At 59.5% G+C, this 22,382-nt stretch carries 21 protein-coding genes; 7 read left to right on the top strand and 14 right to left on the bottom strand.

The window, feature by feature from the left end:
• Positions 1-183 precede the first annotated feature (183 nt).
• Positions 184-612 carry a CBS domain-containing protein gene (locus O4G74_RS14885; protein WP_419715405.1) on the bottom strand — a complete coding sequence of 143 codons (429 nt, stop codon included), beginning with the start codon at positions 610-612 and terminating at the stop codon, positions 184-186.
• A gap of 269 nt (positions 613-881) precedes the next feature.
• Here O4G74_RS14885 and hfaA point away from each other — a divergent pair, with 269 nt between their 5' ends.
• The 4 genes from hfaA to O4G74_RS14865 all read left to right on the top strand — a co-directional run bounded on the left by hfaA (position 882) and on the right by O4G74_RS14865 (position 4,118).
• On the top strand, positions 882-1,298 hold the full coding sequence (gene hfaA, locus O4G74_RS14880; RefSeq protein ID WP_269403349.1) for a holdfast anchoring protein HfaA: 417 nt from the start codon (positions 882-884) through the stop codon (positions 1,296-1,298).
• Positions 1,295-2,293 carry a holdfast anchoring protein HfaB gene (gene hfaB / locus O4G74_RS14875; RefSeq protein WP_269403348.1) on the top strand — a complete coding sequence of 333 codons (999 nt, stop codon included), beginning with the start codon at positions 1,295-1,297 and terminating at the stop codon, positions 2,291-2,293. Before hfaA ends, hfaB begins: the two co-directional genes overlap by 4 nt.
• Positions 2,294-2,334: 41 nt before the next feature.
• Entirely contained in the window at positions 2,335-3,633 is a 1,299-nt protein-coding gene (gene hfaD, locus O4G74_RS14870) for a holdfast anchor protein HfaD (RefSeq protein WP_269403347.1), read from the top strand.
• 101 nt (positions 3,634-3,734) lie between these two features.
• Positions 3,735-4,118, top strand: a complete 384-nt coding sequence (locus O4G74_RS14865) for a DUF4345 family protein (RefSeq protein ID WP_269403346.1) — start codon at positions 3,735-3,737, stop codon at positions 4,116-4,118.
• Between the two features lie 81 nt (positions 4,119-4,199).
• Here the strand turns inward: O4G74_RS14865 and O4G74_RS14860 are convergent, their stop codons facing one another.
• Together O4G74_RS14860 and O4G74_RS14855 are read right to left on the bottom strand one after the other, a co-directional pair.
• Positions 4,200-6,794, bottom strand: a complete 2,595-nt coding sequence (locus O4G74_RS14860) for a TonB-dependent receptor (protein ID WP_269403345.1) — start codon at positions 6,792-6,794, stop codon at positions 4,200-4,202.
• A gap of 232 nt (positions 6,795-7,026) precedes the next feature.
• The gene (locus O4G74_RS14855; RefSeq protein WP_269403344.1) at positions 7,027-7,992 is read right to left on the bottom strand and encodes a hypothetical protein; all 966 of its coding nucleotides are present in this window, start codon (positions 7,990-7,992) and stop codon (positions 7,027-7,029) included.
• A gap of 204 nt (positions 7,993-8,196) precedes the next feature.
• Between O4G74_RS14855 and O4G74_RS14850 the strand changes: the two genes are divergently transcribed.
• Complete coding sequence (locus tag O4G74_RS14850; protein WP_269403343.1) at positions 8,197-8,745, top strand: PAS domain-containing protein; 549 nt, start codon at positions 8,197-8,199, stop codon at positions 8,743-8,745.
• Between the two features lie 8 nt (positions 8,746-8,753).
• Here O4G74_RS14850 and O4G74_RS14845 read toward each other — a convergent pair whose 3' ends face one another.
• A complete protein-coding gene (locus tag O4G74_RS14845) occupies positions 8,754-9,287 on the bottom strand; it encodes a gamma carbonic anhydrase family protein (protein ID WP_269403342.1) in 534 nt (177 codons plus the stop codon).
• A 241-nt stretch (positions 9,288-9,528) separates the two neighbouring features.
• Between O4G74_RS14845 and O4G74_RS14840 the strand changes: the two genes are divergently transcribed.
• Positions 9,529-10,329, top strand: coding sequence for a PhoH family protein (locus O4G74_RS14840; RefSeq protein ID WP_269403341.1), 801 nt, complete (start codon positions 9,529-9,531; stop codon positions 10,327-10,329).
• 63 nt (positions 10,330-10,392) lie between these two features.
• Here the strand turns inward: O4G74_RS14840 and O4G74_RS14835 are convergent, their stop codons facing one another.
• The 6 genes from O4G74_RS14835 to O4G74_RS14810 form a co-directional block, all read right to left on the bottom strand.
• Positions 10,393-11,961 carry an ABC transporter permease/substrate-binding protein gene (locus O4G74_RS14835; protein WP_269403340.1) on the bottom strand — a complete coding sequence of 523 codons (1,569 nt, stop codon included), beginning with the start codon at positions 11,959-11,961 and terminating at the stop codon, positions 10,393-10,395.
• Positions 11,958-12,680: an ATP-binding cassette domain-containing protein gene (locus O4G74_RS14830; RefSeq protein WP_269403339.1), complete on the bottom strand. Its 723-nt coding sequence runs from the start codon at positions 12,678-12,680 to the stop codon at positions 11,958-11,960. The genes O4G74_RS14835 and O4G74_RS14830 overlap by 4 nt, the downstream gene beginning before the upstream one ends.
• A gap of 53 nt (positions 12,681-12,733) precedes the next feature.
• The gene (locus tag O4G74_RS14825) at positions 12,734-12,955 is read right to left on the bottom strand and encodes a DUF3126 family protein (RefSeq protein WP_119378536.1); all 222 of its coding nucleotides are present in this window, start codon (positions 12,953-12,955) and stop codon (positions 12,734-12,736) included.
• 73 nt (positions 12,956-13,028) lie between these two features.
• The gene (locus O4G74_RS14820) at positions 13,029-13,418 is read right to left on the bottom strand and encodes a hypothetical protein (protein ID WP_269403338.1); all 390 of its coding nucleotides are present in this window, start codon (positions 13,416-13,418) and stop codon (positions 13,029-13,031) included.
• 63 nt (positions 13,419-13,481) lie between these two features.
• Positions 13,482-14,285, bottom strand: a complete 804-nt coding sequence (gene cysE, locus O4G74_RS14815; protein WP_269403337.1) for a serine O-acetyltransferase — start codon at positions 14,283-14,285, stop codon at positions 13,482-13,484.
• 76 nt (positions 14,286-14,361) lie between these two features.
• Positions 14,362-14,964 (bottom strand): PilZ domain-containing protein, encoded by a 603-nt coding sequence (locus O4G74_RS14810; protein WP_269403336.1) that lies wholly within the window; start codon positions 14,962-14,964, stop codon positions 14,362-14,364.
• A gap of 149 nt (positions 14,965-15,113) precedes the next feature.
• Here O4G74_RS14810 and O4G74_RS14805 point away from each other — a divergent pair, with 149 nt between their 5' ends.
• Complete coding sequence (locus tag O4G74_RS14805) at positions 15,114-16,757, top strand: choline dehydrogenase (protein WP_269403335.1); 1,644 nt, start codon at positions 15,114-15,116, stop codon at positions 16,755-16,757.
• On the opposite strand, the gene O4G74_RS14800 is transcribed toward O4G74_RS14805, so the two are convergent.
• From O4G74_RS14800 to O4G74_RS14785, 4 genes are all read right to left on the bottom strand, one after another.
• On the bottom strand, positions 16,754-17,290 hold the full coding sequence (locus O4G74_RS14800; protein WP_269403334.1) for a hypothetical protein: 537 nt from the start codon (positions 17,288-17,290) through the stop codon (positions 16,754-16,756). The genes O4G74_RS14805 and O4G74_RS14800 overlap by 4 nt on opposite strands.
• 100 nt (positions 17,291-17,390) lie before the next feature.
• On the bottom strand, positions 17,391-20,513 hold the full coding sequence (locus O4G74_RS14795; RefSeq protein WP_269403333.1) for an efflux RND transporter permease subunit: 3,123 nt from the start codon (positions 20,511-20,513) through the stop codon (positions 17,391-17,393).
• 14 nt (positions 20,514-20,527) lie between these two features.
• Complete coding sequence (locus tag O4G74_RS14790; protein WP_269403332.1) at positions 20,528-21,694, bottom strand: efflux RND transporter periplasmic adaptor subunit; 1,167 nt, start codon at positions 21,692-21,694, stop codon at positions 20,528-20,530.
• Positions 21,691-22,353, bottom strand: a complete 663-nt coding sequence (locus O4G74_RS14785) for a TetR/AcrR family transcriptional regulator (RefSeq protein ID WP_269403331.1) — start codon at positions 22,351-22,353, stop codon at positions 21,691-21,693. Before O4G74_RS14785 ends, O4G74_RS14790 begins: the two co-directional genes overlap by 4 nt.
• Positions 22,354-22,382 lie beyond the last annotated feature (29 nt).

The raw sequence follows: 22,382 nt of genomic DNA, 5'->3' as shown, positions 1-22,382 counted from the left end.
CCCTTCTGCACTTCCCCGACAGATTAAACAGTGACCCGTTTATCCTGCCATTTTGGCGCAAAACGCTGCCCAGCTGAGCCGATTATTCATCGACCCCACATAGGCAGAGGCGTTTCAGATGGAACCGACCATATAGAATCTGTTCGCGGCTCTTGGCAAGCGCTAATATCACCCGAGAGGCGATTATTGTCCCTTGATATAGTCCGCCATGGCGTCGGCTTCTGCGCGGGTCTCCTCGATCTTCCACTTCACGAGGTCACCAATGGAGATGATGCCAGCGAGCCGACCGTCCCGCATGACGGGCAGATGACGCACGCGCCTGTCGGTCATTCGGGCCAGACACTGGTCCAGGCTTTCACCCGGATTTGCTGTAATGACGCCGCGTGTCATCGACTCTTCGACTGTCATCTGTAGTGCATCTGCACCATGGCGAGCGACCTGGCGCAGTATGTCCCGCTCTGAAAGAACGCCTGCGAGGCCTGCGTCATTGACGGCGACAACGGCACCGATTTTCGCATCATCCAGAAATCTCGCTGCATCGCTCAGTGAGCTTTGCGCGTCGATTGTAAGGACTTCACCGCCCTTCGTTTTCAAGATCTGCTCAATCAGCATAGTCATCCTCCCTGACTTTTCTGGCCAGTTTTCTGGCTCCGGTTGGGTTCCTCTATAACACACGCAGACGTGCGCGCGAAGGAATCACTCTCGCCTGATGCGCTTGATCCTGGTGCATATCGGCACAATTTCATCCGTCGGCCGTCACCTGCTGGCCCGAAATTCACGCGGGCTGTTCCCCAAAGAGGCGAGAAAAGCCGTACGCGCTCCCGCAAACTGGCACACCCATTGCAACCGATCCTCGCATCAACCCCAAAAGGGATCGGCAGATGAAACATACGATGCAACTTTTTACCGGCCTGGCTGGCCTTGCAATCGCCGCAAGCGCGGGCGTCGCACAGCCAGCCGCGGCCCAGGCTGCCTCAAGCGCCTCTCAGTTCGAACGTCCTTATGGCTTTGCTCCGGGACAAGAAAGCCAGCCGTTTACCGCAACTTCACGCGATGTGAGCAATAATCGCGTCGTTATCAATGGCTTGATCAATGGCGGCACCGGACTTGGCACCGGCCTCTATACAAGCTGGGGGCAGACAGAAGGTGCACCGGGCATGCTCGGATCAGGAACGGCAATCGGCAACCAGCTTAATGTGGTCACGAACGGAAACTACAACACCGTGATCATTGATTCCACGCAGATCAATAATGGCGACCAGACGGTCGTTCTCAATGGGGAGCTCGACCTGCAATGATCAATATCGGCAAGACGAAAACGACCGCGACCAAGCGGCTTTCCGGCGCAGTTCTGGCAGGCGCCATGCTCGCAACCGGCTGTGTCTCACCCGTGGCAGGCCCGGGCGGCAACTATGCTGACCCGATTGGCAACGCCCCGGTGACGGCGAACCCGACGCCATATTCCGACGGCCTCGTCTGCATGGGCCACTATGCCCGTCAAAGTGGATACGCTGCCCCGCGAATCGCGGTTGGCCGCATCCTCGACTATACCGGCAAGGCAGACTTTGAAGGTGGCCGCCGTGTCACCCAGGGAGCGTCACTCATGGCGATCTCCGCTTTCGCGAAAGCTGGCGCCCGACTGGTCGAACGATTCGACACATCTGTTTCAGAGCTTGAGCTTAAATACGCCAATAACCGCCTGATCGGCGACGACGTGGCCCAGGATTTCCGCCGCATCAATGCAGGCTCCATCCCGGGATCCGACTATTACCTGATCGGCGGCATCACCGAGCTGAACTACAATATCCGTTCGGTTGGCGGTGAAGCTTTTGTCGGCGACACCGACGCGATGGACACCAAAGGCTCCATCGGCGCCAAGCTTTACGTCATCAATGTGGGTCTCGACCTGCGTCTTGTAGAGACAGAGAGCCTAGAAGTCGTCGATGTCATTTCCTACCAGAAACAGATCATCGGCCGCGAAGTCTCGCTTGGCGTGTTCGACTTCGCCAATGGCAACGTGTTCGACATCGGTATTGGTGGCCGCGCGCAAGAGCCGATCCAGCTGGCGATTCGTTCGGTTCTCGAACGTGCGGTGCTGGAAATGATGGCGAATCTCTACGCTGCACCGACCTCCGACGTCTGCGCCCTGACGGCTGGCGGCATCTCAACCAACAGCGTTACCGGCGACTTCCGTCCGGCAGGTGCGCCGCTTGAAGAGTATAACGGCCCGTCGCGTCAGTCCGTCTCCGCCTGGCACAACCGCCGAGACCCTGTCCTGCGTGGCCGTAATTAGTCGCACAAACGGACACAGATAACTGCTTCATGGAGGCTAGAATGCCCAAGACAGCAATCAGACTATCGGCTCTTCTTGCACTTGCCGCCTCAACGACGGCCATCGCTGCGGCCCAGGACTGGGAATACATCCCCTACATGGGCGACGAAGCTGCCGAATCGGAAGCCGAATCCTCTTCCAGCGTTGCATCTGGCACAATTGACCAGGTCCAGTTCGGCAATGTCTGGGCGGATATGGACGTCCAGCTGGATGATCATACGCCGAATGCAGTCTCCACATCGACCACTGTAGGCAACCTCGCCACCGCGACTCGCCATACCGGTGACATCGATGCTGAGGTTCGCCAGAGCTTTGATGCTGCCGCTGCCGCGACGAATCGCCTGCGCGGCTATTCGGCTGGCACTGCAGTTTCGACCACGACGGCTTACGCAAACGCCTCTTCCGGCGGCACGAATTACGGCTCCAACAGCTATTATGCGCAGCAAGGCGCTGCTGGCTCCATCGATGCGTACAGCCGAATCGAACTTTACCAGGCCGATCAGGTTGCCAGTGCAACGACCGCTGTGGCGAATGTGTCGACCAGTGACAACAATCACGGCTTCAGCGTCGCCGATCAGACTCAGTACAGCGCTGCAGATGTCACTGCAGAAACTGATGCAGACATGTGCTGCGATGGCACATCGGCTTCATTTGCCACGACGGCTGGCGCAAATGCGACCTCTTCGACCGGCTATACGAGCACGAATTATAACCGTGCCCTGCAGAAAACCGAGGATGGCACCCGCGTTTCGGCATCGACCGACGTCTATATGGGCAACGGTACGAACGTCATTGCGGCAACCAACAGCTTCGGTAACTCCGCGACGGTCCATAATGAGTGGGGCTATGCCACGCTCGGCATCGACGGCGCACCGACCCAGCAAGAAAACAATGCTGATATCGACGCACAGACCTATGTGACGCTCGATCACTGGAACGGCTATGCGAATGCGAGCTCCTATGGCGTCGGTAACTCTGCACTGATCTCGAATGTCGGATCTGACACTGTACTCTACGCAGATCAGTACAATAGCGGCACAGTTTACAGCTATGCGAATCTCAACGGAGCCTCCTGGACGGGCGGCACCGGCATCGTAACGTCAACGGCTATCGGCAATGCCGCAACGGCAACCGTCTGTAATTTCTGCAGCGATGGCGCGGTCGGTGGCCAGATCAATCAGCACAACGCCGCCAATATCATCGCGCAGGGCCAGGCCAGCATCAGCTATGGCGGAAGTGTCTATGGCTCTGCCAGCGCCGTTGGCAACGCCGCAACCATTCAGTCGCTCGGCGAGCAATAGCCCGCAGACGACTGAGGATCTGCCGATCCAAGGCCCCTGCCCTCGCAAGATGGCGGGGGTTTTTGATTCGCCGCCACAAAATCCGGCCTATATCGCCTTGCATGCTTACACGTATCTTCCTCGGCGCGATCGCCGTTCTCTTCGTCGGCTTCGGCCTCTGGTCCATTATTGACCCTATCGGAATGACGGCCCGGCTGGATGTGACCGTCACCGGGTCCAATGCAGCTTTCGAAATGAGGGGCATCTTTGGAGGAGTGAGCCTCGCAGCTGCTGGCCTCACCGGTGCCGGCGCGCTAATGCCGGCACGCTATGAGCGACCGGCCCTCTGGTTTCTGGTTGTTTATATGGGCGGTTACACCCTTGCCCGGCTCGTTTCGCTGATTGTGGGCGATAGCGCGACCTTCAATGGCTGGGCTTTTGCCAGTTTCGAAGTCCTCAGCTTTATTCTGGCGTCTGTAGCGCTCACCGCGCGCCGTAAGCCCTGAGACGCGCCCGCACTACAAAGAAAAAAGCCCCGCCAGGCATCCTGGCGGGGCTTTCTCATTTCAGATTAGGACGCGTGAGCCCTAGAAGTTCACCTTCAGCTCTGCGCCGTACATCGTCGGGATGCCTGGATAGACGGCAATTGTGCCCGTCTGCTCAGGCACCGCGAAGGATGCGAGGTTGTAGTACTCGTCGGTGATGTTCTCACCAAAGATCGAGAATTCCCACTTACCGTCTGCGGTCTGCAGGCCGATACGGCCACCAACCAGCGTGTAGGCGTCATTGTCCGCGATGCCAGCCGTTGCTGCCGAGGTGATGTGCTCGGAGTTATAGCGAGCATTGAGGTGGAACAGCGCCGTGAGGTTTGGCGAGATATCATAGAGATACGTGCCGGACGCGGTCAGAACATGTTCCGGCGTGAGCGACAGCTGGGTGCCACCCTGTGCGAGGACTTGATTCTGACCATTTCCGAGAGGCACAATTACATCGCCCTGACGCTCTGCCTTCGTGTAGGCGTAGCCGCCCTGGATGGTCAGACCGTCTGCCGGAATGATCGAGGCATCAAGCTCAAGGCCGTAGCTTTCCACGTCAGAGTTGATGACGCGGAAGTTCGTGCCCGTGAAGAAGTTCTCCTGGAAGTCCTGCACGTCCTGGAAGAAGATCGCACCATTCAATGTCGCATTGAGCGCGTTGAAAGACGATTTCCAGCCGAGCTCATAGCTGTCGACTGTTTCAGAATCGAACTGCAGGTCGGTTGGCTGGGCGCCATTGCCGCCGAACAGGACGCTGTCGAAACCGGAGCGATCCAGGTTGTAACCACCGGACTTGAAGCCGCGCGAGTATGACACGTAAGCCATGAAATCATCGGTGAAGTCATAGGCCAGCTTCGCTGTACCGCTGAGATTGGTCTCGTCGAAGCTGTCGCTGTCAGAGCCATTATATTCGCTATTGATCGCAGGGTTACAGCTCAGCAGGGCAAGATCGAGCGCGTTGATCGCACCGAGTTGCTGAAGAACCGACTGGCCGTCTGCGGTGAAGAAGAAGTCACAGGATGGCGCGACCGAAGTGAGATCATAGGCGATCTCTTTTTCTTCATAGTTGAGACGAAGGCCTGCCGTCGCCGTCAGGCGGTCAGTAACCATGTACTCATTGTGGGTGAACAGTGCGGCTGCGTTCGTCTTCACCTCGAACACGTCGCTGTTCTGGCCACCGCCATCGACGAGACCTGGAATGAAGTAAGAGGGCAGGCCTGCAGGTACGCCCGGCGCAATGCGCAGCGCTGGGTCACCTGGCACGCCGTCGCCATTGGCGTCGAACGGAAGGCTCACGAAAAGCGATGGTACGGCTGGGCCGAGCGAACCGGTCAGCTGGAGGCCCGTTGGCACCAGCGGATTGGCGGTCGCGCCAGCCGAAATCAGGTCGGTATAGAGATTTGCCTGCGAACCAGTGCGGATCGTGTCGGTGTAGCCAAGCTCCTCATTCATGTAGAAGCCGCCGACTAGCCAGTCGAGGTCACCCCAAGTGTCCTGAAGACGGACTTCCTGGGTGAAAACCTTGTCGGTAATGTCGGTGCCATCACGATAGGCGCGGTCGATACCGGAGAAATCAACGTCCTGCGCGCGATCCGCCTGCCAGTCACGATAGGACGTGATGGAGGTCAGGCTGATTGTGCCGAGCTGGTTCTTGTACTCGCCAGAAATGCCCCACTCTTCGACATCGTCGCGGATATCGCGGTTAGGGGACAGCGCGACTTTCAGGTCTTCCGGACGCGCATTGGCAAAGCCCTGCAGGCCAGCGAAAGCGGCGGCGGTGTTCACTGCGGCGCCGGTTGGGCCTTGCAGAAGGTTCACGCCGATACAGCAGTCCTCATCGGTCTGGCCGTAGTCTGCGATCACGCGAAGGCTGGCATCGCCTTCTTCGAACAGCATCTGGCCGCGCATCAGGAAACGGTTGAGATTGTTGAGCTCACGACCGGAATTCACATCGTCGATATAGCCGTCACGTTCGCGGTATTTGATGTCGACGCGGGTCGCGATGTTGTCAGCGATCGGGCCCGTGACCATGGCCTCAGCGGCGTACATGCCGTAATTGCCCGCAGAGACGCCCAGCGTTGCTTCAGGGTCGAATTGTGGGCCAGCCGTATTGATCGAGACGACACCGGCCGAAGTGTTGCGGCCGAACAGCGTGCCTTGCGGGCCGCGAAGGACTTCGATGCTACGAAGCTCTGGCAGCTCGGAAAGGGCGATGCCTGTACGGGTGCGGTACACACCGTCGATCAGGACACCGACAGCTGGCTCAAAGCCCGGATTGTTGGAGCCGGTACCGATACCGCGGATGGAAATCGAGGTGCCGGAAGCGGCCGACTCGGTCTGCGCGATCTGCACGGACGGGGCGATCTGCTCGATATCGTTGAGGCGGGCGACGCCGGTATCTTCCAGAAGCGATGCATCGAACGCGGTCACGGAAACCGGAACGTCCTGCACGGTGGTGCCAGCACGGCGCGTTGCTTCGACAACAACGGCATTGAGGCGCCGTTGGCTGTTGTCTGCTTCTTCTTCGGCTTCCTGTGCGGAAGCCGTAAACATTTGCGAACCCATAAGCGCGGCAAGGCCAACACTGGCACAGAGCGACACTTTCGCTACCTTCGCATTGCTCGAAGGTCTGGGAAGAAACCTCATCTAACGTCTCCAAATTCTCTGATTTGTTATTTGAACAAGCCTCTAACGGACTCTTCGCCTGATTATCAGCGCTATGCAGGGATGCAAGTCGCAAACCCAGACGCGAGACAATTCGCCGTATCGAATGTCCGAATTGCAACAATAAAGAAACGCCGTGCAGCCACAGCACGGCGTTTCTCCCCCCACACGGCGCGCAAGAATAGCGCGTCCCTGCCCTGTTAAATTTTTATCTCTAGTAGACGCCTTGTCCCACGCCGCCGTCGAACACCATCGACTTGGCTTCGGCCTGGCGCACCCGTTGAACCTGGCGCGTCACTTCGCGCATCACGGTGCGGGTTTGCGGCACGCAGACTTCTTCTGCAACGCGGGCTTCAACGACCTTGATGCCCGGACCGTAACGGCGCAGGAGCGAGCGTTCATTGCAATCGCGCTGCGGCTTCTGCGGGGCACAGCTGAGATCGCCGCCCGGACGATGAACGAGGGCCTCACCTTTTGCACAAGCCATGGTCTGACCACGATTGAAGTCGGCGCGGCCATTCTGGATCCCTCCGAGCGTGACCTGAAGGCGCGAGCCAGCGACACAGCGAAAGACTTCGCCGCTATAGGTGCCGGCAACATCGCGGCTGCCATCGACTTGCGACGCCGGGTGCGGGGAGCCGGTATCATCGATACAGACAGCCTGAACAGCGCGGAAGGCCATACGATAGCTGACCTGGTCAACGCAGTATTCTTCGGTTTCCGGAACCTGTTCGGTTACTGTGTCGGTATAGGTTTCTTCTGCACCGCTTACATTAAGCTGGCCGATTGACGTCACACCAACCGGGGCCGGCCCCCCAAAACCACCGCCACCGCCAGCATAGGCGATCACTTCGCTGGAGGCCGAGGCGCCTGCGGTCACATTGAGATAGCTCTGCGCCGACACATTAAGATTGCCGCCGTGAACGTTAACATTCGTGCCGCCGATGGAGATGTTCGGACCCGCGACATTCACACCAGGCACGCGCAGCGCGTGTTGCTTGCCACCGTCACAACAGCCGGAACGCCCGCCATTATAAGTCGGTGGAGAGACCGGCTTCGCGGTACACGTATTGCAACCACCATTGCCGCCACTACCGCCAGCCCAGGCGAGGCCGGACAGGGTTATAATGACTGCCGCACCAGCGCCGGCGAACAGGGTGTGTCGTGATGAAACGCGCATAAGGGGTCTCCGTGGCTCTTCGCCTGAGGAGAAGCACAAGCCGTGCCAGTTCTCGCCTGATTAGCGAAAAATGTTCCGATGCCGGAAAATCTGGACCGCAGCAGGACACATAGAACTGGCCCGCGCCTTGCGACGAGGTGATGCGACAGCCTGACGGCAGTCCGACGCTTTAGAGATAACGCCAGAATAGAGAAGCAGGTCAAAATGCTCGACAGAACCCTTCATCCGAACAGCCAGACTCTGCTGTCTGCCTGGCAGCGCATGTCTATTGCTGCTTCGGACGTCCCGTCTGGACCGACAACAAAGGATCATCCGGACCTGATCGAGCGACTATTCGTGATCCAGCAGGAGGGCGACGACCAGTGGCTCTTCCGTACCGCAGGCGTTCAACTCCAGTCCTCGCTTGGGCGTGAGCTGGCTGACCACGACTTTCTCGGCGTCTGGACCGGACACGACCGCGATATGCTGTCGAGCCTGCTGAAAATAATCTCGCGAGAAAAGCTACCCGGCATCGTTCGCGCTCGCGGCGAATCCCTCACGGGAGAACGCGTTGATATCGAAATGACACTGGCCCCGCTTGCAAAGCCGCCTCATATCGAGACAGGCGCGCGCATGCTCGGCCTGTATCAGGCGCTGGGCGGTGAGACTTTCCTGCGAGGGCGACCTGTCTGGCGTCATCGCCTCACGGCGATCTACCCGCCAGACGCGCGGACGAAGGAGCCACGCTTGAAACTTGTGGCCAGCAACGACTAGGCAGGTACCTAACCGTCTATGCGGGTCAGTCCTGATTTGAACCGCTTCCAGTTCTCGACATAGACCTTCGCCGACGCCGCAATCATCTGCGCAGCGCCATCATCAAGCTCGCGCACGACCTTGCCCGGCGCGCCCATGACCAGTGAGTTGTCGGGGATCTCCTTGCCTTCGGGTATAAGGGAGTGTGCCCCAATGATGCAGTTCTTGCCGATTTTTGCGCGGTTCAGGATTGTCGATCCGATCCCGATCAGCGTCCCGTCGCCAATCGTGCAACCATGAAGCATCACCATATGGCCGACGGTGACGTTCCCGCCGATCGTCAGCGGCACACCGTGGTCGGTATGCAGGACACTGCCATCCTGGATGTTGGAATTCTCACCGATCTCGATCGGATCATTGTCGCCCCTCAGCACGGCATTGAACCAGACGCTGGTATTCTCTTTGAGAATCACACGGCCAAGCACGGTCGCATTCTCCGCGACCCAGTAATTCCCGCTCTCCGGTGTGACCGGTTTCACGCCATCGAGGTCAAAAAGTGCCATATCGCAGGGCTCCCTTGTCATAAAACTTTATTGACCCGAACCGACTGGTTAACCGGGCCTTAATACTGGTAATCTCTAATGGTGTTGAGATTCGCGAGGCAAGTGCTGATGGTCCAAAGACCATTCCTGACACCCACCCCGCCCGGCCCCTCCCTCGGGTCCGGAGCCAGTCACTCCCCGTTCTTCGTAACCGCCCGGCATTCCGCCCGGCGGTTTTTTTGTGCCCGAAAAGGAGATCCTCATGGGTAAGCGTGCTGTGTCCAAGCGTCAGAAAGCCAGGAACGAGATTGAAGCCATGGGCTTCCTCGAGGAAATGGGCGGCAAGTCCAGACAGGAAGCACGCCTCTACGCGATCAATGGGGGATGGCACCCCGACGATGCTGAAAAGGTCCGCAATCCCAACACACCGCGCGACCAGCGCTATCAGAAGAATGTAAAGCCACGCTCGGAAAACCAGGCGCGCCTGATGAAGGCGCTCGAAACCAAATCACTCGTCTGCGCCCTCGGCCCGGCAGGAACCGGCAAGACCTATCTTGCCATCTGCAAGGCAGTCGAAGCGCTACAATCCGGAAAGGTCGCGCGCATCATCCTTTCTCGCCCAGCCGTCGAAGCCGGTGAACAGATCGGCTTTCTGCCCGGCGCAATGGAAGACAAGCTCGCCCCCTACCTGCGCCCGCTATACGATGCGCTCGCCGACAGGCTCTCGCCGCAGCAGCTGAAACACATGATGGGCGAAGGGCTGATCGAGATTGCCCCGATCGGTTTCATGCGCGGTCGCACGCTGAACAATGCCTTTGTCGTCATCGATGAGGCGCAGAACTGCACCTATACACAGCTCAAGATGTTGTTGACCCGGCTTGGTTGGCACTCAACCATGGCCGTAACCGGCGACCCACAACAGTCGGACCTCCTGCCATCCCTGTCGGGCTTGGCCCAGGCAGCTGAGAAGCTTGCCGGACTGTCAGACGCAGAAGTTATTTACCTCGAAGGTCAGGACATCGTCCGACATCCTCTCGTCGCAGAAATGCTCGGCGTTCTGTAACGGGACACAGATCAGGTAATCGAGACAGGTGGTCCTTAGGGCCGCCTGTTTTCCTTTGCGCTGTTATTCTGCGGGGAATATCTGCTCATAAAGCCATGCGCCCGCTTGCGCGCTGCTCTGGCGTTCCAGATCGACACGGGAATTGGCCTTGCGCATCAGCTCTGTCGAGATTTTTCCCTCCAGCGCGCCGAGGACATTCAGGAGCGCCGTGTTCGTACGCGCCTCGGGGCCGATCAGCATGAAGGCGTCATAAGGCGGCAAGACTGAGCGCGTGTCCTCTAACAGGACAAGCTCGAAGGCGTCGATCCGGCCATCAGTCGTATACGCCGTGATTAGCCCGACTTCGCCGCGCCGCACGGCGTCATACATGAATGCCGAATCCATGCTTCGCGGAGAGAGGCTTTCGAGTCCATAAGCATCCCGGGTGCGGGTCCATTCAGGACGGCCAAAGAATTCAGGGTCGCTCGCGATGGATAGCGGCGCGCCTGAAAGGTCACCAATTGTCTCAAGATCATGCGTTCGGGCCGTTTCGGGGCTGGTCGCAAACGCATACGCATTCTCGAAACCGAGCTTACCGGCACTCAGAACGCCGTGCTCCGCCAGCAGCCAGGCTGAAACCTGTGCATACATATCCGCGCGTTGTGCCGGTTCCTCCTCATTCATCAGGCTGGCCCAGACTGTGCCGGTATAGTCGACATAGATGTCCACCGAATCTGCGGCGAGCGCATCAAAGGCAACCGTCGTGCCTAGACCTTCGCGGACACGGACACGCGCGCCTTGCGCCTCCAGGGTCCGGCGCAACAGGTCGGCAAGGATGTACTGCTCGGTAAAGCCTTTGCTGGCGACCGTGATTGTCTGACCTTCGAGTGGTAGGGCGTTGCTGCTGTCAGCGACTGCGGCCTCAGAAGAAGGCGAAGTCGTCGGCCCTGTTCGCTGTGGACTGATAACGAGCAAAGCCGGAAGGATGATGAGTACAAGTCCGATCCCGCCAGCGATGGCATGTGACCGCTTCCGCTCGCTGGCCGACTTCTCGAACTGCGCAATGATCTGGTCCAGCGCGAGCGCAAGCGCAGCTGAAACGAGACATCCGAAAAGCACTGCGGACCAGTTACGGGTCTGCAGCCCCTGAAAAATGTAATTGCCGAGGCTGCGCGCCCCGACCGGCGTCGATAGTGTTGCTGTGCCGACGACCCAAGCTGACGCGGTGCGCAGTCCGGCGACAATCACGGGCGCTGCCAGGGGCAAATCAACCTCGCGCAGACGCTGGCGCGCTGTCATCCCGACCGCCAGCGCTGCCTCACGCACGTCTTCATCCACACCACGCAGCCCGACAATCGTGTTCCGGAGCATTGGAAGGATAGAATAGAGCGAGAGCGCGACGAATGCTGGCCAGAAGCCGATCATCCCGCCCATCAGCGGCACCATGAGCGCCAGCAGCGCGATGCCCGGTATCGTCTGGATAACGCTCGCCGTGGCGAGTGCTGGCCCGGCCACATATTTCTGACGCGCCGCGAGAATGCCTGCCGGGATCGACACCAGAAGACCCATCGCAAGCGCACCGAGCGCAAGCTTCAGGTGTCCTGCATAATTGGCCGGGAAGACGACGAGCTCTTCTGTCAAAAACCCGCTCATGTTTTATGCCCGGTAAAAGCGCGTCCAACTGTTTCAGCCAGCCGGCGCGGCGCGGCCAACAGGTCGCGAACCGTATCTGTCGCAGGCAGCGCGATCAGGTCTGCGGGCGTGCCCTTCTGCACAATCTGCCCACCATCCATGACGGCCACACGGTCGCTGAGACGCAGTGCTTCGGCAAAATCATGCGTTACCAGAACCGAAGCAAAGCCAAGCTCCTTTTTCAGGCGTGCCATATCATCAATCAGGCTGGTACGCGTAATCGGATCGAGAGCCGCAAACGGCTCATCCATGAGAATGATCTCAGGCTCACCGGCGAGCGCCCTTGCCAGTCCGACACGCTGGCGTTCACCGCCCGAAAGCGCGGTCGGATAGCGGTCGGCATATCGCTCGGCGGGGAGGCCAACCATGGAGAGAAGCTCATCGAGCTTTTTCTTCTGGCGGCCCTCGTCCCAGCCGAGGAGACGGGGCGTCACCAGAACATTCTCAGCCACGCTGCGATGCGGGAAGAGGCCCGCACTCTGGATGACGAAACCAATCCGGCGGCGCCACTCATGCGCAGGCATATCATGCGCGCGTGTCCCGCCCAGCCAGACCTCGCCCGCGTCCGGCTCCACCAGCCGGTTCAGCATCTTCAGTGTCGTGGTCTTTCCACACCCCGAATGGCCGATCAGGGCGAGCGTCTCGCCCGCGGCCAGATCGAGGCTGACGCCATCCACCACGACCGTCTCACCAAATGCTTTGCTGAGGCGGTCGGCAGATAGCAGGGGCGCGTTCAGTCGCCCAGATCCTCTGAGAGGACCGTCATCTGGAACTGGTAAGACGTCTCGCCTTCATCAACATCCTTGTAGATCACGGCGATGAATTCCGAGCCGAGATAGACCTCTACGGAATCATCAGTCTGCGACCGCGTGACAAGGCGGATTTCAGGGTTCAGCTTTTCTTTCAGATAGGCTTCGAGAAGCTGGGTTTCGTTCTTCTTGAGATCTTCGCTCATCATCGTCTCCTGTATTCGCGCAGAGAGCTATATCAATTGGCGAAGCGCTGAAACGGCTGAACGTGCCTTTTCTTCAGTTGCGCGAATAGGTCGGCGGAACGTCTTCGCTTGGGTCGAAGCTGCGACGTGTGAAACCATCCTCATCCTCGCGCGGGTTTGCGACGCGCCAGAGCGCTGCACAAATCCAGAAGATGAACTCCACAAAAGCCCGGGCAATCAACGTCATCAGTATGCCAAAGATCGTGGTTTCGTTCACGAAATTCCGGAACACGGCAACGGCCGTCTGGGGAATGTCAGGGTTCCGGACGAAGTCGAGATTAGCGATCCAGTTCGCGACATCATTGATCTGGTTCAGCTGGCGCGGGAAGAAAACGATACCTAGCAGCATCAGCAAAATGACCATGAAGAATGTCGCGACAATCTTCGTGGACGCGATCGAAAACCCGCTAAGCAATCTAAGCATGAGAAACTTCCCCTGTGCCCCTACGGGATGTTCTATGCGAGTCTTGTGCCGATATCCAGCTATCTAGGAAGTTTCTGGGAGGGTCTGGTCCATGTTCTTGGCTGGTGCCTCGCCGCCGCCGCCCACAACGCGGGCTGGCACACCGGCTACTGTCGTGCGCGGGGCGACGTCTTTCAGCACGACGCTGCCCGCTGCAATCTTGGCCTCATCACCCACTTCGATATTGCCAAGAACCTTGGCACCCACCGAAACGAGGACGCCTCGTCCGATCTTTGGATGACGATCGCCGACCTCCTTGCCGGTCCCCCCAAGGGTCACGCCTTGCAGGATCGAGCAATCATCGCCGACCACGGCTGTCTCACCAATCGTAATATTCGTGGCGTGATCGAGCATGACGCCCGTGCCCATCTTCACGGCCGGGTGGATATCGACGCCAAACCGTTCGCTTGCGCGTGACTGGAAATGAAATGCGAGCGTTTCCCGCCCATCGCGCCACAGGCGGTTTGCAATGCGCTGCGTCTGCAGTGCGAGAAACCCTTTAAAAAACAGGAATGGCTGTAGCAGCCCGCGGCAGGCCGGGTCGCGTTCGAGAACGGCCTGCAGGTCACGCTCTGCTGCTTCGACCAGCCAGTGATGCTCATCATAGCAATGCGCGATCACGTGGCGCACCTGTTGCGCGCCAATTTCAGGTCCTGCAAGCTTCTCCGCCAGATGAAAGGCGAGTGCCTGACAAATTGTGTCATGCGACAGAATTGCTGCATCGATATAACTTGCAAGCGTGGGTTCGTCGGCTGCGGCAGCCTTCGCTTCAAACCTCAGCCTGCGCCAGGGTGGCGGCGGTGCGCCGATGTCAGGATTATCGACCATGGGCCATGTCCTTCTAGCCTGCGTCTGAATGTGCAGATGGATCGCCCGAAGAGGGGCTTCAAGGCTTCCGCAGCGTTCAGGCGCCGTCCTGCTTGTTGAGATAGCGAATGGCAAACCCGTTGCGCAGCGTGCGCACAACCTCTCCAATGAGGTTGCCGACCGTGACCCGCTCTCCGACAAACGGCGTCGGGCCATTGGTTTCAAATGCCGCGCCAGAGAGCGAGATATCAATCGTCCTGCATTGCAGAACGCGCCCATCGGCGCGCTTCACGAGCGCAGGTCCGCCTGAAGCATAACGAGGCGCTTCGCGTTCATCGGTCAGCCCCAGCACCTTTACATTCGCCAGCCAGGTCAGCCTGTCGGCAATCTTCTCTTTCTTGCGGCTCGTCGCGTGGAACCTGACGGCAAAACCGTTGGCTGTATGGCGAACCACATCGCTTTCGATACGGCCAAGATCATCGAGATAACAGACTACCCGGCTACCGATGGCAGGCTGCTGCCGGGAGACGAATGCCGCGCCGCCGCACGAGATATTGTCCGTCAGAAGCGTGTGGTCATTGCCGCCTTCGGCAAGAAAACGACCATTCAGCTGAACATTGACGCGCCGATTGCGGCGCCTGTCCTTGCGCAGTTCCAGTGCGGGGCGCAGTCCTGCTGCCCTTGGTTTGACGGCTTCCATGCGGCCTCCTGCCTGATGGACCCTGCAGAGATCAGCTGCTGGTCCACCGCGAATGTTAAGAAATCTATGTTCACAAAAGGTTGATGGTCGATCAAAAGTTGACACTGTCGTCAACAATTACGAAACCTCCCTTCCAAGGGAGAAAACTGATGCCAGATACTGCAAACTTCGACTATGTGATCGTGGGCGCGGGCAGCGCCGGCTGCGTACTCGCAAACCGTCTGAGCGCCGACCCGGACGTGAAGGTCTGTCTCGTCGAAGCTGGCGGTCAGGATAAAAGCCTGATGATCCGCATGCCAGCTGGCGTGGGCGGGCTGATCAAGGATGCAGGCCCGCACAATTGGGGGTTCTACACCGAAGCCCAGGAGCACATGGACGGGCGCAAACTCTGGTGGCCGCGCGGCAAGGGCTGGGGCGGCTCCTCCTCCATCAATGGCATGGTTTATATTCGCGGTCATGCGCGCGACTACGACCAGTGGCGCCAGTCCGGTCTCACCGGGTGGAGCTTCGCAGACGTTCTCCCCTATTTCCGGCGCTCCGAAGGCTATCGCGGCAAGGACGAAACCTTCCACGGACAGGACGGTCCCCTCGTCGTAGAGGACAGCCCACTCGATTCGGTCGCCTATGACAGCTTCATCAAATCGGGTGAGCAGGCAGGCTACCCCTACACGCCAGACTTCAATGGCGCGCAACAGGAAGGCGTCGGCCCATACCAGCGCACCATTAACGACGGCGAGCGCTGGAGCACTGCACGCGCCTTCCTCCATCCTATCCTGAAAGACAGGCCGAACCTCACCGTCATGTCGACCGCGCTCGTCTCGAAGATCCGGTTTGAAGGCAAACGTGCCATTGGTGTTGAAACGCTTTCCGGGCGCGGCGCTGAGCCTGCGCTGGTGCGCGCAGACCGCGAAGTTCTCATTTGCGCAGGCGCCGTCCAGTCGCCGCAGATCCTGAAGCTTTCCGGGCTTGGGCCAGAGGCGGAACTGCGCAAACACTCCATCGACGTCGTACAGGACATGCCCGGCATCGGCGAAAACCTCCAGGACCATCTGGACGTCACCGTCATTCACAAGATGACCCAGAAGATTTCTGCCTATTCGCGCCAGGCTGGCCTCAAGAAGATCGCGGTCGGCCTCAATTATCTCCTGCGCAAGCAGGGCGCGGGCCGCGACAACTTCCTGCAGGCGGGCGGCTTCCTGAAATCGCGCGAAGGCCTCGACCGCCCAGACCTGCAGCTTCACTTCGTCAATGCGATCATGATGGATCACGCCCGCACGCAGGTGAAAGCGGACGGCTTTACCATCCATGCCTGCCAGCTACGCCCTGAAAGCCGGGGCAGCGTGACCCTCGCCAGCGCCGACCCGTTTGACCACCCGCTGATCGATCCCAATTACCTCGCCACCGAGGAAGACCGCCGCGCCATGCGCGAAGGCGTCAAGATATGCCGCGCGATTGCCGGCCAGAACGCGTTTGATGCCCTGCGCGGTGACGAGATCATGCCTGGACAGGACGTGCGCACAGACGACGAGATTGATGCTTTCATCCGCAGGACCGGTGAGACGATCTATCACCCCGTCGGCACCGTCCGGATGGGTGTCGACAATGCCGCTCCGCTCGACGGCGAACTTCGCGTGCGCGGCATCGAAGGACTGCGCGTCGTTGATGCGTCTGTGATGCCGACCCTGGTCAGCGGGAATACGAACGCGCCGACCATCATGGTGGCCGAAAAAGCCGCAGACATGATCCGCGGCCTCACTGCCCCCACCCCGGCCGAGATTGCCGAACCCGCCTAATCCAGATCGGCGTTCCACACTCTTCGGATGTGGACATCGGCCTCCGGCCCCAGATTGAGCCAGGCGAGACGACCGGTCGATGCATTGGCGATCATGACCTGGTCGGCAGAGGTGATGGTCTGGTTCAACTGCTCGCGCAGTCGTGCATGCTTCACGCTGGATCTTAGCGCCCACACCCCGGGCATGATTTCCGCAAACTTGCCAAGCCGGTTCATCGCGCTGACCAGCTGGGTTTCGCCAGTGCCGGTCAGCCTTGCAATGATGAGATAGTTGGAGGCTTCACCCGCTAACTCCGGCTGGCTGGAGGGGCGAAGCGCCTCTTTCAGATGGCGGACGAGCGGATGATGCTGTTGGGCTGGCAGGAAGGCCCCGCCATCACCTTCAGCGACCTGCGTGCCCGGCCCGACGCGCTTCTCTGCGATAAAGCCAACCATCTGGCCCAGCGTATAGGGACCGTAGACGACTTCATTGACCAGCACGCGCCACTCCGCCGGGTCCAGTTCCGAAAGATCGAGTGCCGTTTCAGTTGTCATGTCCGCAGCGCTCAGTTTCCTTGAGAATCGCAACCTTGTCTCACGCGGCGACTAGCCATGCAAAGGTAAGCGGGCGGTTACGCTGGAGGGGAACGTCGAACTAAGGATGCTGCACGGCTGGGTCGTATGACCGGCCCCTTAGCCGCGCATATAGCCGCCGCCCCGGTTTCATTGTCATCAGCCTGTAAGCAGCAGGCGTGAAGTAGAGCGCTAGCAGCGCAGACCCGGCAACGCCCCCGGCGATTGCCGTGGCCAGCGGCAGCCAGAACACATCACCGGTCAGGATGATTGGCACGAAACCACCCATTGTCGTCAGTGTCGTCGCCACGATGTGGCGCGTTGCATCGACCACGACTTCGCGCTGGGCAAGCACATCATCAGCGCGGGCCGCGGCATTCCCCTGCAGGAGCGATAGAACCACGATCGAACTGTTAATGGAGATGCCGAGCAGCCCAAGAGAGCCGACGATCGCATTGAAGCCGAGAGGCAGATTGAACATCCACACGCCGCCAAAGGCGAGGCCAACGGACAGGAACCCTGTTAGAAGGATAAGCAGAGACAGACGGAATGAATTGAACACCAGCGTCACCGCGCCCGCCATGATGATGATCAAGGGTACGGCCAGGGACAGAAGGTTTGTTGTCGCTTCGGCCCGTGTTTCTGCCTCACCGCCGATCAGAATGTCGTAACCCGGCGGCGTCTCGAAGTCAGAAGCGTCCAGAAGCGCCTGAAAACGTTCCTGCACAGGCGAGGGAAGCGAGAAAGGTTCGGTAAAACCGAATATCTGGTTCACGCGCCGCCCATCAAACCTCGATATCACAGCGGTCTGAGGATCTAGTGTCATCTCACCCAGCGTTGCGAGCGGTGCCCCTTCTCTGCCATTGACGGTCCCGACAGACATGGCCCGCAAATCTGAAAGCTGCGACCGGCGCGATTGAGGCGCGATCACGCGGACGGGGATTTCTTCAATGCCCTCGAGGATTGAGCCAGCAGGCACGCCTTCCAGCTCCGCGCGAACATCCTGCGCAAGACCGGCCAACCGTTCGCCCGTCATCGCCGTTGCGGCTTCGTCAGCGCGTATTGTGACGATTGGCGCGCCAAGCTGGAGGCTCGCCTGCGTATAGGTCACGCCCGGCGTCGCGGACAGCACGCGCCGCGTTTCGTTGCCAAGCCGGTTCAGCGTTTCGAGACTGTCGCCGCGAATATAGAACTCGATCGGCGCGGGCACGGGCGGACCCTGCTCGAAGGGAAGTGCCAGGAACTGTGCCCCCGGAAACTCCATTCGCAGATCGTCCTGTATCTGGCGGACGAGACGGCGTGTCGAAAGATTATCCGTCAGCTGGACCCAGCCTGAGGCAAAGCCAGGCACGCCCTGCGTGTTGTTGAACGCATTATAATATACACGCGGCGCCGACTCGCCGAGCGTGAGATTGACCAGCTCGACTTCGGAATACTCATGCAACAGTTCAGTTGCGCGCATTGCTGCGCGCTCAGCTTCGTGGATCGTAGCGGTTGCCGGTAGGCTAATCTCGATCTGGAACTGATCACGCTCGGTCTGTGGGAAGAATTGAAGCGGCAGGCTGCCGCCCAGAGAGAAGCCGATAAGCGCGGGCACCAGGCCAATGGCGAGGCCAAGCGGGGGAAACTTCAGCACGGCACCAACCGTCCAGCGATAGCCGTCGGTGACAGCATTGATCGAAATCCCGTCGCGAAACCAGTTCTTCCGTTCTCCAATAACCCTTTTCCGGTCGAAACGGCCCGCGAGGAACGGGATGATCGTCATTGAGAGCAGGAAAGAGGCGATAACAGAAAAGATCACCGAGACGCCCAGCATACCGATAAACTCACCTGCCGCCCCTGGCATCAGCGCAATCGGCGCAAACGCCAGCGCCGTAGTCAGAGTGGAGGCAAAGAGCGGGCCGAACAGTTTCGACAGGGCGATGTCGATTGCTTCAACGACGCTGTGCCCACGGGCGCGCTCCTGATCATATTCATCGAAGACGACGATCGCATTGTCGATGAGGAGACCGAGCGAGATGACGAGGCCGGTTACCGACATCTGGTGCAACGGATAGCCGAAGACGTTGAACAGGATGAGGACGAGCGCGATCGTCAGCGGCAGTGCCGCACCGACAACAAAAGCCGCACGCCACCCCATGACCAGGAACAGGGCAAGAAAGACAATCACCGAAGAAAAGGCGAGATTCTGCGCCAGTCCGTTCAATCGCGCATTCGTATACCTACTCTGGTCGAAGACGAGCTGAACATCGATTGCAGCCGGAGAAGCCGCATCAAACTCGGCTACCAATGCGCGTGCCCGCTCTGCCCACTGGTCGACCCGCTGGTTCGGCTGAATGAAGGCGCTGACCACGACGGACCTTCGGCCATTCGTGAAATTCATCACCGTGGCCGGGTCCTCAATACCCTTACGCACCTGCGCAATATCACCCACGCGCAAAGCGCTGCCATCCGCACGCTGCACCAGAGGCACCGACCTTATCCGCGCAATCCCATCAAAGGAGCCGCCGATTTCGACCCCGACATCGGCACGGTCTCCCCGCACCTGTCCTGCAGGCGCCTTGGCATCCGATGCCGCAACCAGCTGGGCGGCATCGCTCATGCTCAGGCCGGCGGCGGACAGGGCATCGGGATCAATGACGACGCGGACTTCCTCGCGTGGCAAACCGAAAATCTCGGCCTCTTCGGTGCCCGGCAGGTTCTGAAACCGGTCGGAGAGATTACGCGCAAAACGCGACATGACGGCGAGTTCCGGCTCACTCTCTCCGGTCCAGACCAGTGAGACCAACATGGTTGATGCGCCAACATACTGACGCTCGACGCGCGGGACACTCGTACCCAGAGGCAGATCTGCGCGGGCGCCGTCCACTTTTGCCCGCACCAGCGTCCAGGCGTCATCGACTTCCGCCTCGCTAAGGCCCTCATCCATCGAGATATTGATCTGGGAAACGTTCTGGCGCGAACTGGACCGGACTTCGTCGACCTCAGGAAGCTCGCGGATCGCGCTCTCAATGGGGTCTGTAACGGTCGCCTCAATGCGCTCGGCATCAGCGCCTGGCAGGGCTGTCAGCACATATCCGAAACGCTCAACGAGGGTCGGGTCTTCCTGTCGTCCAAGCGTCAGCAGAGACCCGATCGCGCCCGCCACGATGACGAGGATGGCAAGAATGCTGAGCCGCGGCAGCCGGTAGAAAAGCGTACGCATCCCCCTGCCCTCCCCTAGCCTTCGTTCGAATAGGACGCAGCGAGCGGCGCAGGCCGCGGCGCCACGGCTTGTCCGGGCGCGACACGCTGGAGGCCGTCAATAATTATCCGGTCGCCGTCAGAGACCGCGCCACGAACGAAGGCGCGCTCTCCATCGCTCTGGACCACTTCAACCAGTCCCGGTCGCGCGACCCAGCCACCCTCTTGCGGCACCGCGATATAAAGGGACCAGAGCCCGCGCTGCCCCTCAGCGAGCGCAGAAACAGGCAACCATAGACCATTCTCTTCCACATCACGGGATAGCGACAGCCGAACGACCGCGCCCGGCGAAACTGTCCTTGGGTCGGTTACGTCAAACACCGTCGTCACACTTCTCTGCCCGGCTTCTATAACACCGGTTACAGAGCGCAGGCGCGCATCGATCGGTCCACCATCACTTTCCAGCGCATAGACTTTTCCAGGCTCCAGCGTCGAGGCGAGGTTTGCCGGCAGGCCGAGCCGCGCTTCGAGCGCACCCGTCTCAACCAGCTCAAAAACTGGCGCACCTCGAGGGGCAATGGCACCCTCATCATAGTTACGCGCCATAATCATGCCCGGATAGGGCGCCCTGATACTTGCAAGATCGATCTGCACGCGCAGCGTGTCGGCCTGCGCTTTCGCCGCTTCGATCCGGGCATCCGCCGTCGCCGCTTGCGCAAGGGCTTCATCGACGCGCTGCTGCGAAACATGGCCTCGCTGCATCAGCGTCTGCTGACGCTCCACCGTGTTCATTGCGAGCGCATGGGATGCGCGCGCTTCATTGACCCGCGCTTCGGCCGAGGCGAGCTGCGAGCGTAGCGCCCGCGTGTCGAGCACCGCCAGTATTTGTCCATCTGTTACACGGTCGCCAATATCGACGTTCAGCGCAGCGATGCGTCCGCCATCTGCAAAGCCAAGATCGCTCGAGCGGCGCGGCTGTATGATACCTGTGAACTTTTCGTCCAACGCCAGTGATGATCGCACATCTGCGACAACCACATCGACCGCGAGCGGCGCTGGCTCTTCGCTGATAACAAGCGGTCCGTCGCTGGAACGCTGACTGAGAACGAACATCGCAAGAAGCACAACGCCAACGGCAATCACGGCGATGAAAAGCAGGCCCTTCAGGAAGCTGGGCCGGGGTGTGCGGTCATACTCGCTCATGCGGCCACTCCACTTTGTTTTTCGAGACTTCGGACAATCAGGTCAGCATGGAAATCAATGAACTCAGCCTGGCTCATCCCGCCCGGCATGGAGGCGGTGGCCGGGAAATCAGGCAAGTGAGCGATCATCATGGCAAGCCCGTGGATCGATGCCCAGACAGACTTGGCCGTATTCACGGTGTCGAGTTCGGGGCGGAAATGCCCGCCCTCAATCCCTTCGGAGACCATGTCAGTAAGAACGCTGAATGCTCGACCTTTATTCGTATCGTCAAAGGCTTGCGCATCGGAAGGCGCCTCATCATCGGCACGCACACCGGTGAACGCCGCTACGTAATGATGGGGCTTTTCTATCGCGATGCGCACATACCCTGCCATGCACCGGCGCGCCCGCGCGCTGAAAGGCTCCCGCCTGTCTATGATTTCGTGGACGGTGCCCAGCAGACGGCCAAAGAACGACTCCTTCAGAACATCGACAAGGTCATCCTTCGAACTGAAATACTTGTAGATAGCGGCGGGTGAATAATCGATCTCATCGGCAATTCTACGGATGGATAGCCCGGCCTCCCCCTCTTCGGCGAAGACCTTTTCAGCTGCGTCCAGTATTGCCCCGCGCACCCTCAGACGGCGCCGCTCTGCCGGCGAAATTTCGCTATCCTGCATGTCGCGCCACCCTCAGCTTACGCGTACAA

It is taken from the genome of Henriciella marina (assembly GCF_027213945.1).
Lineage (GTDB): Bacteria > Pseudomonadota > Alphaproteobacteria > Caulobacterales > Hyphomonadaceae > Henriciella > Henriciella marina_A.
The sequence above is the reverse complement of the archived record's forward strand: the minus strand, read 5'-3'. Positions and strand labels throughout refer to the sequence as shown.